This is a genomic window from Ahrensia marina (assembly GCF_001293565.1).
GTDB classification, from domain to species: domain Bacteria; phylum Pseudomonadota; class Alphaproteobacteria; order Rhizobiales; family Rhizobiaceae; genus Ahrensia; species Ahrensia marina.
This window is the reverse complement of sequence record NZ_JXMU01000005.1, coordinates 1-14,465: the sequence shown is the minus strand read 5'-3', so window position 1 is coordinate 14,465 and position 14,465 is coordinate 1. Positions and strand designations below refer to the sequence as shown.

The following is a 14,465-nucleotide window of genomic DNA, read 5'->3' as shown; positions in this document are numbered from 1 at the left end:
GACAGTAACTAGCTTCAAACGGCTATTTTTCGGTTCCAATGAGGGGACCATTTATAGGCAACGCCGCCAAATCAAAGTTTCGCATCCTCCCGCGAACACTTTGGCTTGGCGGTTTTTTTATGCGGAATTTCCGCAACCAGGAGACAGGAAAATGACAACTCGTTTCATCAACCGCTCAGCTTTGACATGGGGTGTCGTGGCTCTAGCCGCATCGACATTCCTCTCGCCTGCAATGGCTGAAATGCTGGATGTAGAAAAAGATGAATTAACGCTCGGCTTTATCAAGCTGACCGATATGGCACCATTGGCGATCGCTTATGAAAAAAATTACTTCGAAGATGAAGGTCTCTTCGTAACGCTCGAGCCGCAAGCCAACTGGAAAGTATTGCTGGACCGTGTGATCACAGGAGAACTTGACGGCGCCCACATGCTTGCCGGACAGCCTATAGCCGCCACAATCGGATTCGGTACAAAAGCACATATCGTCACGCCATTTTCGATGGATTTGAATGGAAACGCCATCACTGTATCCAATGACATATGGGCCATGATGAAGCCCAATATCCCAACCGATGCTGACGGAAAACCAATCCATCCCATTTCCGCAGAAACACTCAAGCCAGTTGTTGAACAGTTTAAAAATGAAGGTAAGCCGTTCAATATGGGAATGGTTTTCCCGGTGTCGACACATAATTACGAAATTCGCTATTGGCTCGCTGCGGGCGGTCTGCATCCGGGGTTTTATTCTGAAAGTGATGTCTCCGGCCAGATCAATGCGGATGTACTATTATCTGTAACACCACCGCCGCAAATGCCTTCGACAATGGAAGCCGGTACTATTCTTGGCTACAGCGTTGGTGAGCCTTGGAATCAGGCCGCTGTATTTAAAGGCATTGGTGTACCGGTCATCACTGACTACGACATGTGGAAAAACAATCCGGAAAAAGTTTTCGGTCTGACCAAGGAATTTGCCGAAGAAAATCCCAACACCACGCTGGCACTGACCAAAGCCCTTATTCGCGCGGCCAAATGGCTTGATGAAAACGACAATGCCAATCGGGCAGAAGCCGTCGAAATATTAGCGCGGTCTGAATATGTGGGCGCTGACGAAGAAGTTATTGCCAATTCAATGAGCGGCACATTTGAATTTGAGAAAGGCGATAAGCGCGCCGCACCTGACTTCAATGTCTTTTATCGCTATTACGCGACCTACCCATATTACTCGGATGCGGTCTGGTATTTGACGCAAATGCGCCGCTGGGGACAAATCACCGAAGCCAAAGACGATGCCTGGTTCGATGAAACCGCCAAGTCAGTCTACCTGCCGGATATATATCTGAAAGCAGCGCGCATGTTGGTCGATGAGGGTCATGTCGCAGAAGCTGATTTTCCATGGGAAAGCGATGGCTACAGAGCCCCGACCCCGGTTGAAGATATCATCGATGGCATTCCCTACGACGGCAAAAAGCCAAACGAGTACATCAACTCTCTTACCATTGGCCTGAAAGGCGACGATGTCGCCGGCTGAGACCACTTTATCGCGCCCTGATAACAAATGATTTTAAGATCAAAGGATCTGACGACATGGTAAATGTCACCAACACAATACCGGCCGCCGCAAAGAGCCGTGAGAAGATATTTTCAATTATTACGAAAGCCAGCGGCTGGCTGGATGCTCTGGGTTTTTCTTGGGTGACGCCAATCTTACGTATGCTTGCAGGCGATAATCCGCGTGAACAACTTGGCGAGTTGAAACGTGTTCTGCTGATTCCGCTCTTGGGTATACTTGCCTTCCTGCTTGCGTGGGGTGTGCTTGCGCCAAAAGTACAAACCTCGCTTGGGGCCGTGCCGGGCCCGGTTCAAGTCTGGGAGCAAGCCGGTAATCTGATTGATGATCATATCCGCGAGAGGGAAAAAGCTGATGCATTTTACGAGCGTCAGGATCAGCGCAATGAAAAGCGTGTTGCAGATGGAAAGCAGCCGAAGTATCGCGATTATACCGGTAAGCCCACATTTTTCGATCAAATTGTTACATCTCTCTTCACTGTCGGTCTGGGTTTTTTAATCGCGACAGTGGTTGCGGTACCGCTTGGTATTGCGTCTGGCCTGTCGCGTAGTTTCAACGGCGCAATCAACCCGCTTGTCCAGATATTCAAACCGGTATCACCGCTCGCATGGTTGCCGATTGTCACCATGATCATTTCCGCGGTCTATGCCGACCCATACGACTGGATGCCGAAATCGCTTTTGGTTTCAGCCGTAACCGTAACGCTTTGTTCGATGTGGCCTACCTTGATTAATACGGCATTGGGCGTGGCTTCGGTGGATAAGGATTTAATGAATGTGGGCCGTGTTCTGCAATTGCCGACCAGCAAAACGATCACTCAAGTCGTATTGCCGTCTTCCCTGCCGCTAATTTTCACAGGACTGCGTTTGTCTTTGGGTGTGGGCTGGATGGTGTTGATCGCCGCTGAAATGCTGGCGCAAAACCCCGGCCTTGGCAAATTCGTGTGGGATGAATTTCAAAACGGCTCGTCCCAATCACTGGCGAAAATCATGGTCGCGGTTCTAACCATTGGCATCATTGGCTTCATGCTTGACCGGCTGATGTTTGCTCTCCAGCGCGCCTTTACATTTTCGTCAAACCGGTAGGAATTGAAATGAGTTTTCTAGAAATATCGGCAATGTCGAAATCTTACGGTGAGGGTGAAAATCTCACCGAGGTGCTGAGCAATATAAATCTCAAAGTCAATGAAGGCGAGTTTATCGCTATTGTCGGATTTTCCGGCTCAGGCAAAACAACGCTCATCTCTGCTTTGGCAGGACTAATCAAGCCGGATTCGGGCGGTGTCATTTTCAAGGGTGCCGAGATTGATGGACCGGGCGCTGAACGTGGTGTTGTCTTTCAATCCTACTCGCTCATGCCTTGGATGACAGTGGCTGGAAATGTCGGCCTCGCGGTGGACAGCGTATTTGGCAAAAAATCCAGAACCGAACGCAAAGCCATTGTTGATAAATATATCGACATGGTTGGCTTGAGCCATGCGGCAGACCGCAAACCTTCGGAACTTTCCGGCGGCATGCGCCAGCGCGTGGCTGTTGCCCGTGCATTGGCTATGCAACCGGAGGTACTTTTACTTGATGAACCGCTTTCTGCGCTCGACGCATTAACGCGTGCAAAGCTTCAGGACGAGTTTGCCGATATTTGCCAGAAAGAGAAAAAGACAATCATTCTCATCACCAATGATGTGGATGAAGCTATCCTTCTTGCTGACAGGATCATTCCGCTCACACCTGCTCCCAAGGCAACGCTTGGCCCGGACTTCACAGTTGATATTCCGCGCCCGCGTGACCGCGCAGACATGAACTCGAATGATGACTTTATCGGGTTAAGGGCAGAGGTGACCAGCTATCTCATGGAGGTTGGCTCAGCGCGCAATGCCGACTCAGAGCGCCAGATCAATCTACCCAACGTTGTGCCGATTTCTAAAGATAAGGACCAATTGCCTTCAACTTATGCTGATGCTTCTAAAAGCGTTCGCGAAGAGCGGTTTCTGGAATTCAGCCAGCTGAAAAAGGTCTATCCGACACCCAAAGGGCCGTTGACCGTGGTCGACGGCTTTGAAATGTCGATGAAGAAGGGCGAGTTCACAACACTGATCGGCCACTCGGGTTGTGGCAAGTCCACGGTGCTTTCCATGGCGGCAGGGCTTAATCCGATCACTGAAGGCGCCATCATTCTTGATGGCCATCACATTACCGAGGCAGGACCGGATCGCGCGGTGGTTTTTCAGGCACCTTCATTGATGCCGTGGCTCACGGCTTATGAGAATGTCGCACTTGGCGCTGACCGTGTATATCCCAACGCGAGTAAAGCCGAGCGTAATGATGTCGTTGAATATTATCTTCAGCGCGTTGGCTTGATCGATTCGATGCACCGCTCTGCTTCTGATTTATCAAACGGTATGAAGCAACGGGTCGGTATTGCACGTGCCTTCGCCCTTTCACCCAAATTACTCCTGCTGGATGAGCCATTCGGTATGCTCGACAGTCTTACCCGCTGGGAGCTTCAAGATGTGTTGATGGACGTTTGGAAACGTACACAGGTCACAGCAATTTGCGTGACCCATGATGTTGATGAAGCAATCTTGCTAGCAGACCGTGTGGTGATGATGTCCAACGGTCCGAATGCAAAAATCGGCAATATCATGACTGTGGATTTAGAGCGTCCGCGTTCGCGCAAAGCCTTGCTCAAACATCCGGACTATTACGCCTATCGCGAAGAGCTTCTCGAGTTCTTGGAAGCTTATGAGGGCGGTGCAAACCCGAGCCAGGATCAGTTGAAATCCATATCGGAAAAAAGCGCTGAGCGCATAGCACGCCAAAAGAAATCATCAGCGCAATTGACGGCAGCGGAGTGAAATCATGACAGAGAAACAAAAACTGGTCGTTATTGGTAATGGTATGGCACCGGGCCGGATGCTCGAACATTTGTTCGAAAAGGCACCGGATGCCTATGATGTCACCATTTTTAACGCTGAGCCACGCGTAAATTATGACCGCATCATGCTCTCGCCGGTCCTATCGGGTGAAAAGAGTTTTGAAGACATTATTATCCATGGCGATGGCTGGTATATCGAGCATGGCGTGATGCTCTATAAAGGGCATAAAGTTGTCGGGATTGACCGCAAGGCAAAAACCGTCACTTCCGAACATGGCGAGATTGCCGAATATGACAAGCTGGTAATAGCGACTGGCTCCGCGCCTTTCATAATTCCTGTGCCCGGTCATGATCTTCCCGGTGTTTTGACTTACCGCGATCTTGATGATGTGGATGCAATGTTGCTTGCAGCCCAATCGCGTGGCAAAGCGGTTGTGATCGGCGGTGGTTTGCTTGGACTTGAAGCGGCAGCCGGTCTCAAGGAAAGAGGCATGGATGTCACAGTCATCCATTTGATGCCCAATTTGATGGAGCGGCAACTTGATCCTGCGGCCGGTTACTTGCTTGAGCGCGCCTTTGAAGAACGCGGAATAAAAGTAATAACAAGTGCAAGTACCAAGCGCATTACGGGCGACACGCGGGTTGAGAGCATCGAGCTTGAAGACGGCACGGTCATCCCGGCGACGCTGGTGGTTATGGCCGTCGGTATCAGGCCGAATGGCGCGCTGGCCAAAGAGGCAGGGCTATCCGTTAACCGGGGTATTGTCGTCTCTGACAGCATGCAGACAAGTGATCCCGATATCTTTGCCGTCGGCGAATGTGCTGAGATTAATGGCAATGTCTACGGGCTCGTTGCGCCGCTTTATCAGATGGCTGAAGTTGCGGCAGGTCACCTCGCAAATGGTGGCGGCAAGAATTTTGTCGAAACCTCAACCGCAACAAAGCTTAAAGTAACCGGTATCGATCTTTATTCTGTCGGTGATTTTGCAGAGGCAGATGACCGCGAAGAAATCGTACTGCGTGATGCAAATGCGGGCATCTACAAAAGGCTTGTACTTAAAGACGACAAAATAATCGGCGTCGTGCTTTATGGCGATACCGGTGATGGTGCGTGGTATTATGACATGCTCAAAAAGGGTAGCGATGTTTCTGAACTTCGTGAAACCTTGATCTTCGGCCAAGCCTATCAGGGAGGGGCAGCGCTGGACCCCTCGGCGGCCGTTGCAGCCTTACCAGATGATGCGGAAATCTGCGGTTGTAACGGCATTTGCAAAGGCACGATTACAAGTGCGATTTCTTCAAAAGGGCTGACAAATCTTGATGATGTGCGTGCGCACACAAAAGCATCGGCTTCGTGTGGTACCTGCACAGGATTGGTCGAGCAATTACTCGGTTTAACATTGGGCGATGCTTATAATCCGTCAGCTGTATCCGCCATATGTGGCTGCGCGGATTTGGGTCATTCAGATGTGCGCCGCCTGATAAAGGCAAAAGAACTGAAAACCATTCCCGAAGTGATGCAAGAGCTTGAATGGAAAACATCCTGCGGATGCAGCAAATGTCGACCGGCACTCAACTATTATCTGGTTTGTGACTGGCCGGATGAATATGCCGATGACTACCAGTCTCGCTTCATCAACGAGCGCGTCCATGCCAACATCCAAAAAGATGGCACATATTCAGTTGTGCCGCGCATGTGGGGCGGAATGACCAACTCCACCGAGTTGCGTGCGATCGCTGATGTTGTCGATAAATTTCAAATTCCGGCGGTCAAATGCACAGGCGGGCAGCGCATCGATATGCTTGGCATCAAGAAGGAAGATCTGCCCGCGGTATGGGAAGATTTGGGAAAGGCCGGCTTCGTATCGGGTCAGGCATATGCCAAGGGGCTGCGTACGGTTAAAACCTGCGTTGGATCGGATTGGTGCCGTTTTGGAACGCAGGATTCAACGGGCCTTGGTATCAAGCTCGAAAAATTCATGTGGGGCTCCTGGACACCTGCAAAGCTAAAGCTCGCGGTTTCAGGTTGTCCGCGAAATTGTGCTGAAGCAACGTGCAAGGATATCGGCGTTATCTGTGTCGACAGCGGTTATGAAATTCATTTTGCCGGTGCTGCCGGTCTTGATATCAAAGGCACTGAAATCCTTGGCAATGTGAAAACGGAAGAGGCGGTCATAGAGCATGTCGTCGCGTTGGCGCAGATGTACCGTGAGCAGGGATGGTATCTGGAACGCATTTACAAATGGGCAAAGCGTGTCGGTTTTGATGAAATCCGGCGTCAGATCATGGACGATGAAGAAAAGCGAAAAGCGTATTACGAGCGCTTTGTTTTCAGTCAAAAGTTTGCCCAAGTCGACCCTTGGAGCGAAAGAGTTTCCGGCAAGGATAAGCATGAGTTCAAGCCAATGGCGACCTTGTCACTGGAGGCTGCCGAATGAACGCGTTAACACAAACATGGGTAACTGTCGGCCTATTGTCGGATATTCCAATACGCGGCGCACGGTGCATTAAAAATGGCGACATGACGATTGCTGTTTTCCGAACTGCCGATGGTCGCGTGTTTGCTTTAGAGGATAATTGCCCGCATAAAAATGGCCCACTGAGCCAGGGCATAGTTCATGATGGCTGCGTTACCTGCCCGCTGCATAATTGGGTGATCAGCCTTGAGACAGGCATAGCACAAGGGGCCGATGAAGGGCAGACACTATCGTTCCCTGTCAAGCTTGAGGGCGATAAAATCTTGCTCGAAGTGAGCAGATAAATGGGATGCTCCACGAAAACCACATGTCCTTATTGCGGTGTTGGCTGCGGCGTTGTTGCAACGCCGATGCCGAACGGGCGTGTGGATATAAAAGGCGATGAAGATCACCCTTCGAATTTCGGCAAACTATGTTCAAAAGGTGCGGCGCTTGGCGAAACGCTGGATCTGGAAGGAAGGCTACTCTCACCTGAAATCAACGGTAAAGCTGCATCTTGGGATGATGCGCTTGATTTGGTTGCGCAAAAATTCAAACAGACAATCGCTGATTACGGCCCCGACAGCGTGGCATTTTATGTTTCCGGTCAAATGCTGACCGAAGATTATTACGTCGCCAACAAATTGATGAAAGGCTTTTTCGGCTCTGCCAATATCGACACAAATTCACGCCTTTGCATGGCATCCTCTGTTGCCGGCCATCGCCGGGCATTCGGTTCTGATACCGTTCCTGGTATTTATGAAGATCTGGAACTGGCAGATGTTATCGTATTGGTGGGGTCTAACCTCGCATGGTGCCACCCCGTGATTTACCAACGCATTGTTGCGGCAAAAGCAATACGCCCAAATATGAAAGTCGTGCTTGTTGATCCCCGCCGGACAATGACAGCCGACATTGCCGATATTCATCTTGCTGTCGCACCCGATAGCGATGTGGCACTTTTCAATGGTCTTCTTTCCTACATCTCACAGCAAGGCGCGATAGATGCCGATTATGTCGCACGCCATACGAACGGACTGCCGGAAGCGCTGGAAGCCGCACAATCATTATCATTCGAGAAATTGGTAGAGCGAACCGGACTACCGGCTGCAGAGCTGAGTGCATTTTATGCATTGTGGACCGGTAATGAAAAAGTCGTGACTGTTTACAGTCAAGGAGTAAACCAGTCTCTTAGCGGTACCGACAAAGTCAACGCGATCATCAATTGCCATTTGGCGACGGGCCGTATTGGTCGGCCAGGGATGGGGCCGTTCTCAATCACAGGTCAACCCAACGCAATGGGAGGCCGTGAGGTTGGCGGGCTGGCCAATATGCTTGCATCGCATATGGCGTTGGAGGAGCCTGCGCATCGGGAACTGGTGCAGCGGTTCTGGAATGCGCCTGTTATCGCGGATAAGCCCGGCCTTAAAGCAGTTGAAATGTTTGATGCGGTTGCAGACGGGCGTATCAAAGCCATCTGGATCATGGCGACAAATCCTGTTGTTTCCATGCCTGATGCCGGTGCAATTGAAAACGCTCTGAAAGCCTGCCCATTTGTCGTTGTTTCCGACATCATGGGTAAAACAGATACGGTACGTCATGCGCATGTGAAATTACCCTCATTGGGATGGGGTGAAAAAGACGGAACAGTGACAAACTCCGAGCGCCGTATTTCTCATCAAAAAAAGTTCCTGCCTTCTCCTGGAAATGCCAAAGCTGACTGGTGGCAAATGGCGGAAGTCGCAAAGCGCATGGGGTTTGGTAAAGCATTTGATTATGACAGTACTGCTGCGATCTTTCGTGAATATACGGCGCTGACAGCGTTCGAAAACAATGGCAAACGCGATCTTGATATTGGCGCATATGCCGAAATTTCAGATCAAGATTATTCGGCACTCAAACCTTTCCAGTGGCCCGCGCCGATGAGGAAAATGCAGACCACTCAAGATCAACGTTTCTTTGCCAATGGTGGTTTTTTTACGGTTGACGGTAAAGCCAACTTCGTTGCTGCAAGCGAGCCATCCGAGAGTGCCGTAAAAGCACACTACCCATTCACGCTCAATACCGGCCGGATACGTGATCATTGGCATACGATGACCCGAACCGCGAAAAGTCCTCGCCTTTCAGCCCACATTGCAGAGCCGTTTGTGGAGATTCATCCAAGCGATGCTTTGAAAAAGAATATACGTGACGCTGACTTGGTCTGCATCAAAAATGGCCGCAGTGAAATAATTGTCCGGGCTTTGATTACCGACCGCGTGAAGCAGGGGCATATATTTGTACCGATGCATTTCACGGATCAGATAGCAGCTAATGCGCGTGTCGATAAATTGGTTGCTCCGGCAACGGACCCGATTTCCGGCCAACCTGCTCTTAAAAACACGCATGTTGATATAGCTAAATATCCGGCAAAACAGTTCGGTTTTGTCGTCTCCGCTGCAAAACCTAAATTGAGCGAATTATCCTACTGGGCATTGGCAAAAGCTGAAAATGGGTGGTGTGCAGAATTTGCCAGTACTGATCCAATCGTTGATATGGCTCAACTTGCATATAAAATGCTGCAATTGCCGCAGCAAGTGCAGACGCTTTCTTATACTGACAACGCACTGGGTTTGACCCGTATCGCCGCCTTTAACAAAGCTGCTTTGCTTGGGGTTGTTTATTTGTCGCGCTCTCCGGTTGCCGTCTCGCGCAATTGGGCGAGCAGTCAACTTGGTGATGATTTTTCCGATTTGGTTTCACGCTGGCGTGTGGTCGCAGGACGCCCTGCTTCCGGTGTGCCGGATAAAGGGACCATCATATGCTCCTGTATGGGGGTTGGAATCAACCAGATCAGAGATGCGGTTAGTGCCGGTTGTCATACGGTAAATGCAGTTGGAAATGCGACTTGTGCGGGCACGAATTGCGGGTCTTGCAAAGCGGAACTCAAGGTGATTATTGATGAATATCAGATCGTTGCCGCAGAATAATGCGGGCAAAAAACAACGCCGTGCAAGAGTGCAGGCACTGGCCACATTGCCGGTATTTTATAAATTGCACGGCAAGAAAGTTGTTCTGGCAGGCGGATCGGATGCTGCTGCATGGAAAGCGGAACTTCTTGCTGCTGCGGGGGCAGATGTTCACATTTACGCACAAGAGCTTGAACCGGCTTTTGCGGCACTAATTGCAGAGCCTGGCGTCTCCGGACATTTTATTTGGTATAAGAAAAATTGGGAAGACGCTAGCTTTGCACATTCGCAAATTGCAATTTGCGATGCAGAAACAGACGCGGAGGCGCAACGGTTTTATTGTGCGGCTCACGCGGCGGGCGTTGCCGTCAATATTATTGATAAACCCGATTATTGCGATTTTCAGTTCGGCTCCATCGTTAACCGGTCACCGGTTGTTATATCGATCTCGACAGATGGCGCGGCACCGATTTTGGGGCAGGCGATCCGGCGCAGGATTGAAGCAGTTATAGCGCAATCAGTTTCCGCATGGGCAACACTTGCTCTTGAAATTCGCAGTGTGGTCAATGACCGTTTGGAGATGGGACTGCAACGGCGGACATTCTGGGAAGCTTTTGTGGACCGCGCTTTTGAACGTTCCCCGCGAAACGGTGATATTGAAGGGCTTATTGCTGAAGCTGATACAATTGCGAATTTCGATGCATCACTAAAAGGAAAAATCACTTTTGTGAATGTTCGTGCTGACGATGCGGAATTGCTCACATTGAAAGCGGTGCGTGCGTTGCAGGCCGCTGATATAATTATGTTTGATGATGATGTTTCCAGCGATGTTTTAGAGTTGGCCCGCCGGGAAGCAGAACGAATACTGATTGATAACAGCAAAATTCATGGCGCTAACTGGAAAACTGACAGCGAAGATAAATTGGCCGCTCTTGCCTTGGCCGGCAAAAATGTTGTCTGGTTACAGAGCGGCAATCCTCAGCGCTTTGGTCAATTTGAAGAAAAAATAACACGTCTTTGCGCCGAAGGCATACCGGTCTCGGTAGTGCCGGGCATCATCGCTGCGGCTGATAAAGCAACGCAAATTGACCCTTTTGTGCGCTATGAGAAATCGGAAAGAATCGCCCTCTAAAAGGCTTAGCTGTCAGCATCTGCATCTAATATCCATCCACGCGGGCCTGCGCCTTCTTTGGCAAACCGGTCTCCGGCATTGATGACCTTGCAATCTTTCAGGGACAGACATCCGCAGCCAATACACCCGGTAAGTCCTGTTCTGAGCTGTTCCAACTGGGCGATCTGCGCTTCAACCCGCTCGACCCATTTTTCAGAAAGCTTCTCCCAGTCTTCGCCGGTCGGAACATGATCTGTCGGCAGCTTGTCAAGTTCTTGCTTGATCTCTTCAAGGCGCATGCCAAGCCGCTGTGCGAAAACGATGAAGGCCAGGCGACGCAGCACATGGCGGGGAAACCGCCTATGGCCCGAATTTTTACGCTCCGACGTTATCAGACCCTGTTGCTCATAGTAGCGCAGTGCAGATGCAGCTAATCCGCTGCGCCGTGCGGTCTGTTGAATTGAAAGTGTCGTTTCCATGCGAAAATGATATTAGTCAAAACTAAATTCTAAATCCAACTTTAATAAATGCAGAACTGAAGCGCTGCGGACACTCAGATCGTCCGTCAGCGCTTGGATGAATGTTAATTCACCCGAAGATGTGCAGCGAAAACACTGTTATGCTTGCGTCCTTGGCATGTTGCCGGATTGATAAAGCGAGATAGTTTGACCGTCGGGATCGCGAAAATCAGCAAACCAGCCGCCGGGAGCTTCCGATACCGGCGTTACAATTTCGATATTATCGGCCGCCAATTGCTCAATTAGTGTGTCGATACCGCCCTCGCTCAAGCCGAAAACGATGTTAGGTGTATTGCCGGGCTTGGGTGTTCCGGGAAATACCATTAAATCAACTTCTTTGCTGATTTTGGTGCTCAGATAAGTGCTGTCGTCCTCCTCACTGTGGTGCTCAAACTGTATGCCAAGATGCTGGCCATAGAAGGCGCGTGTGCGCTCTATGTCGGCAACGTTGAAGATTATGGTTACGCTATCAATTTTTAAAGTCATAATACCCTCCTTGGTGACTCTGGCTTAGTTGCCGCGGCTACGCGAATTGTGATCATGGCGGGAAAAGAAAAGAGGTATTCCGTCCGGATCTCTTATGGCGAAGCCGCGCGGCGCATCGAATTGTAGCGATTGCTTTAACGAACGGCGTGCGAGGCCGCCGTGCTGCTTTATCGGGGTTATCGGAAATTCAATATCTTGGTTACGATGCTTGGAGGCCTTGCACAGTCCAGCCATACGTTGGCGGAAGGCGGCGTCATTCAAACCGAGAAGATGGACGATTTCTGTACGATTTAATCCAAGGTTTACAAGGTGAGCAACAATGCGTTGTGACGGAGGCAACGCTGACACGAACGCGATTGAGAAACGTGGAAATGATTGTGAGTCTGAGCATGGAGGCTCCCAACTTGCCTCACGCTTCCGCCGCCGTCCGGCTGTTCTTGCCAGAAAACGTGCATGGTTGCGGATCGCGCCTTTAGCCCAAGCTACAAATCCCGGATCTGTTATATCGCGTTTCTTATTTACCGCGATCAACAGGACGTCCTGCAATAAATCATCCGCCTCATGGTCAACACGCGTGTGTAGGCGGGCATAGCGTTGCAGCGCGTGTAAAACCTGGTTCTGTGTCATTTCAGAATTTGTGGGCTTCTTTTCCATAAGAACATTTAAAAATCACGGTTAGGACGTCTCGCTTCCACCTGTATGACGGGGAAGGGATCGCAGTGCAACGATACAGATTAATCCGAGAAGAGTAGCTGCTGTCAAAACGGATATCTGGAGCGCGTTGGTAAATGATTGCGTTGCTACTTTAATCATCTGTTGCGCCAGTTGGGCGTCTGCAGATTTCGCTATGGCGATAGCCGCACCTAGTGTCTCAGACGCGCGCGTATCAAGCCCCGTTGGAAAGTCATCGCCAATTCTATCTTGAAAACCTGACCTGTATAAAGCCGTTGCTAAACTACCGAAAACAGCGACCCCCAAAGCCATACCCAACTCGGTGCCGGTTTCAGAAACAGCTGACGCTGCTCCGGCTTGTTCGGCAGGTGCCGCGCTGACGATGAGGTCGGTTCCCAGAATGGTGACAGGAGCCAAGCCGATACTGAGTAGCGTCATCCCCACAACCACGACTGCCAGCCCGTTAAGCGGCCCTATCAGGGCAAGTGAGGCCAGGCTGACCGTTCCAAGGGCAAGTCCAGCGCCAATTAGCCGGTTAGGCGCGATACGTGCTGCAAGTGCGGGAACGGCAAAAGACACGATAGGGCCTGCCAATGTTGAAGGCAATAACCAGAGGCCGGCTTGCAGCGGTGAAAGGCCCACTACACCCTGCAGATATTGGTATATCAGGAACATCGACCCGCCAATCGTGAAGATTGAAACAGTTAAAGAAACCAGCGCTGCGGAAAATCCGGCATATTGGAACAGCGCAAGATCAAGCAGCGGATTTTCAAGACGGGTTTGCCGTATGACAAAAACCGTGCCGATGCCGAGCCCTGCAATTCCGGCGAAGATGGCGCGCCCGTCAAATCCGTATCTCGCTGCCTCCTTGAGTGCAAAGACAAGCAGCAGAATTGCGGCAAGCGCCATAACTGCGGAAAGAAGATCAATCCCTGTCTTGTTTTCGTTGCGATGCTCCGGCAGCAATTTTGGTCCGAGAATCAAAATGAGCACCATAATCGGTACAGCCAGAAGAAACACAGCACCCCACCAAAACCATTCCAATAGAAGGCCGCCGACAACCGGTCCGATCACTGTCCCCACCATGAAACTCATCATCCATATTGTGATCGCCTTGGTTCGATCCGCTGCAACTTTGAACATATTGCGGATTAGTGACAGCGTTGAAGGCATGAGACAGGCACCGCTGATACCCAAGAGGGAACGGGCAAGGATCAGAAGTTCGGCATTGGGGGCGAAAGCGGCAAAGACCGAGGCTGCTCCAAACGCAGCCGCTCCCAGTAGCAGCAGTTTTCGTCTTCCGATCCAGTCGCCGATATTACCCATTATGATCAGGAAACCGGCAATCATGAAGCCATAGATATCCACGATCCAAAGCAATTGTGCGCTGGTTGGCTCCAAAGCCGCGCTGAGCGAAGGCACAGCCAGATGAAGAACCGTCATATCCATGGCAAGCAATAATGTGGGAAGTGTAAGCACTGCCAGTCCAATCCATTCGCGCCGTGATGCGCGCGGTTCGAAAGTCTTTGGAGAAGGTGTCAAAGATGGTCTGTCGGGCATTTTCTTATCCTGTAGAAAAACAACAGACACAGCTATAAAAGTTAAAGTGAACTTTAACACAATAGGTGAATTTGAGTTCGCAGGTTTATAGATTAAATAGTCAAAGCCACTTACCTTGAGCTTCAAAGGCCACGTCTTGCACTATGATTAAGGCGGCAGGGTTACAGATATCCACGCTGAAATTCACGGGTTGGTGTTTATTATAGCGGGAAATGGCGGACAGACAGGGATTCGAACCCTGGAGACGGTTCCCCGCCTACACGCGTTCCAGGC

11 protein-coding genes are annotated in these 14,465 nt (G+C 50.5%); 7 read left to right on the top strand and 4 right to left on the bottom strand.

Annotated elements, in window-relative coordinates:
* The first annotated feature begins 151 nt into the window (after positions 1–151).
* The 7 genes from SU32_RS04365 to SU32_RS04335 are packed head-to-tail and all read left to right on the top strand — an operon-like array spanning position 152 to position 10,977.
* The gene (locus SU32_RS04365) at positions 152–1,528 is read left to right on the top strand and encodes a CmpA/NrtA family ABC transporter substrate-binding protein (protein ID WP_053998132.1); all 1,377 of its coding nucleotides are present in this window, start codon (positions 152–154) and stop codon (positions 1,526–1,528) included.
* A 56-nt stretch (positions 1,529–1,584) separates the two neighbouring features.
* On the top strand, positions 1,585–2,652 hold the full coding sequence (locus tag SU32_RS04360; RefSeq protein WP_053998131.1) for an ABC transporter permease: 1,068 nt from the start codon (positions 1,585–1,587) through the stop codon (positions 2,650–2,652).
* A gap of 8 nt (positions 2,653–2,660) precedes the next feature.
* Complete coding sequence (locus SU32_RS04355) at positions 2,661–4,421, top strand: ABC transporter ATP-binding protein (RefSeq protein WP_053998130.1); 1,761 nt, start codon at positions 2,661–2,663, stop codon at positions 4,419–4,421.
* A 4-nt stretch (positions 4,422–4,425) separates the two neighbouring features.
* Positions 4,426–6,879: a nitrite reductase large subunit NirB gene (gene nirB, locus SU32_RS04350; protein WP_053998129.1), complete on the top strand. Its 2,454-nt coding sequence runs from the start codon at positions 4,426–4,428 to the stop codon at positions 6,877–6,879.
* Complete coding sequence (gene nirD, locus SU32_RS04345; RefSeq protein ID WP_053998128.1) at positions 6,876–7,202, top strand: nitrite reductase small subunit NirD; 327 nt, start codon at positions 6,876–6,878, stop codon at positions 7,200–7,202. Before nirB ends, nirD begins: the two co-directional genes overlap by 4 nt.
* Positions 7,203–9,866 (top strand): nitrate reductase, encoded by a 2,664-nt coding sequence (locus SU32_RS04340; RefSeq protein ID WP_053998127.1) that lies wholly within the window; start codon positions 7,203–7,205, stop codon positions 9,864–9,866.
* Positions 9,838–10,977, top strand: a complete 1,140-nt coding sequence (locus SU32_RS04335; protein WP_053998126.1) for an SAM-dependent methyltransferase — start codon at positions 9,838–9,840, stop codon at positions 10,975–10,977. The genes SU32_RS04340 and SU32_RS04335 overlap by 29 nt, the downstream gene beginning before the upstream one ends.
* 5 nt (positions 10,978–10,982) lie before the next feature.
* Here SU32_RS04335 and soxR read toward each other — a convergent pair whose 3' ends face one another.
* The 4 genes from soxR to SU32_RS04315 form a co-directional block, all read right to left on the bottom strand.
* Positions 10,983–11,435, bottom strand: coding sequence for a redox-sensitive transcriptional activator SoxR (gene soxR / locus SU32_RS04330; RefSeq protein ID WP_053998125.1), 453 nt, complete (start codon positions 11,433–11,435; stop codon positions 10,983–10,985).
* A 138-nt stretch (positions 11,436–11,573) separates the two neighbouring features.
* Positions 11,574–11,960: a VOC family protein gene (locus SU32_RS04325; RefSeq protein ID WP_053998124.1), complete on the bottom strand. Its 387-nt coding sequence runs from the start codon at positions 11,958–11,960 to the stop codon at positions 11,574–11,576.
* Positions 11,961–11,984: 24 nt separating this feature from the next.
* Positions 11,985–12,587 carry an RNA polymerase sigma factor gene (locus SU32_RS04320; protein WP_160316291.1) on the bottom strand — a complete coding sequence of 201 codons (603 nt, stop codon included), beginning with the start codon at positions 12,585–12,587 and terminating at the stop codon, positions 11,985–11,987.
* 48 nt (positions 12,588–12,635) lie between these two features.
* On the bottom strand, positions 12,636–14,192 hold the full coding sequence (locus SU32_RS04315) for an MFS transporter (RefSeq protein WP_053998307.1): 1,557 nt from the start codon (positions 14,190–14,192) through the stop codon (positions 12,636–12,638).
* Positions 14,193–14,465: the final 273 nt, after the last annotated feature.

Coding starts and splice junctions, on each gene's coding strand:
- SU32_RS04355 (WP_053998130.1), top strand. CDS start 2,661: ATGAGTTTTCTAGAAATATCGGCAATGTCGAAATCTTACGGTGAGGGT.
- soxR (WP_053998125.1), bottom strand. CDS start 11,435: ATGGAAACGACACTTTCAATTCAACAGACCGCACGGCGCAGCGGATTA.
- SU32_RS04325 (WP_053998124.1), bottom strand. CDS start 11,960: ATGACTTTAAAAATTGATAGCGTAACCATAATCTTCAACGTTGCCGAC.
- SU32_RS04340 (WP_053998127.1), top strand. CDS start 7,203: ATGGGATGCTCCACGAAAACCACATGTCCTTATTGCGGTGTTGGCTGC.
- SU32_RS04335 (WP_053998126.1), top strand. CDS start 9,838: ATGAATATCAGATCGTTGCCGCAGAATAATGCGGGCAAAAAACAACGC.
- SU32_RS04315 (WP_053998307.1), bottom strand. CDS start 14,192: ATGCCCGACAGACCATCTTTGACACCTTCTCCAAAGACTTTCGAACCG.
- SU32_RS04365 (WP_053998132.1), top strand. CDS start 152: ATGACAACTCGTTTCATCAACCGCTCAGCTTTGACATGGGGTGTCGTG.
- SU32_RS04360 (WP_053998131.1), top strand. CDS start 1,585: ATGGTAAATGTCACCAACACAATACCGGCCGCCGCAAAGAGCCGTGAG.
- nirB (WP_053998129.1), top strand. CDS start 4,426: ATGACAGAGAAACAAAAACTGGTCGTTATTGGTAATGGTATGGCACCG.
- nirD (WP_053998128.1), top strand. CDS start 6,876: ATGAACGCGTTAACACAAACATGGGTAACTGTCGGCCTATTGTCGGAT.
- SU32_RS04320 (WP_160316291.1), bottom strand. CDS start 12,587: ATGACACAGAACCAGGTTTTACACGCGCTGCAACGCTATGCCCGCCTA.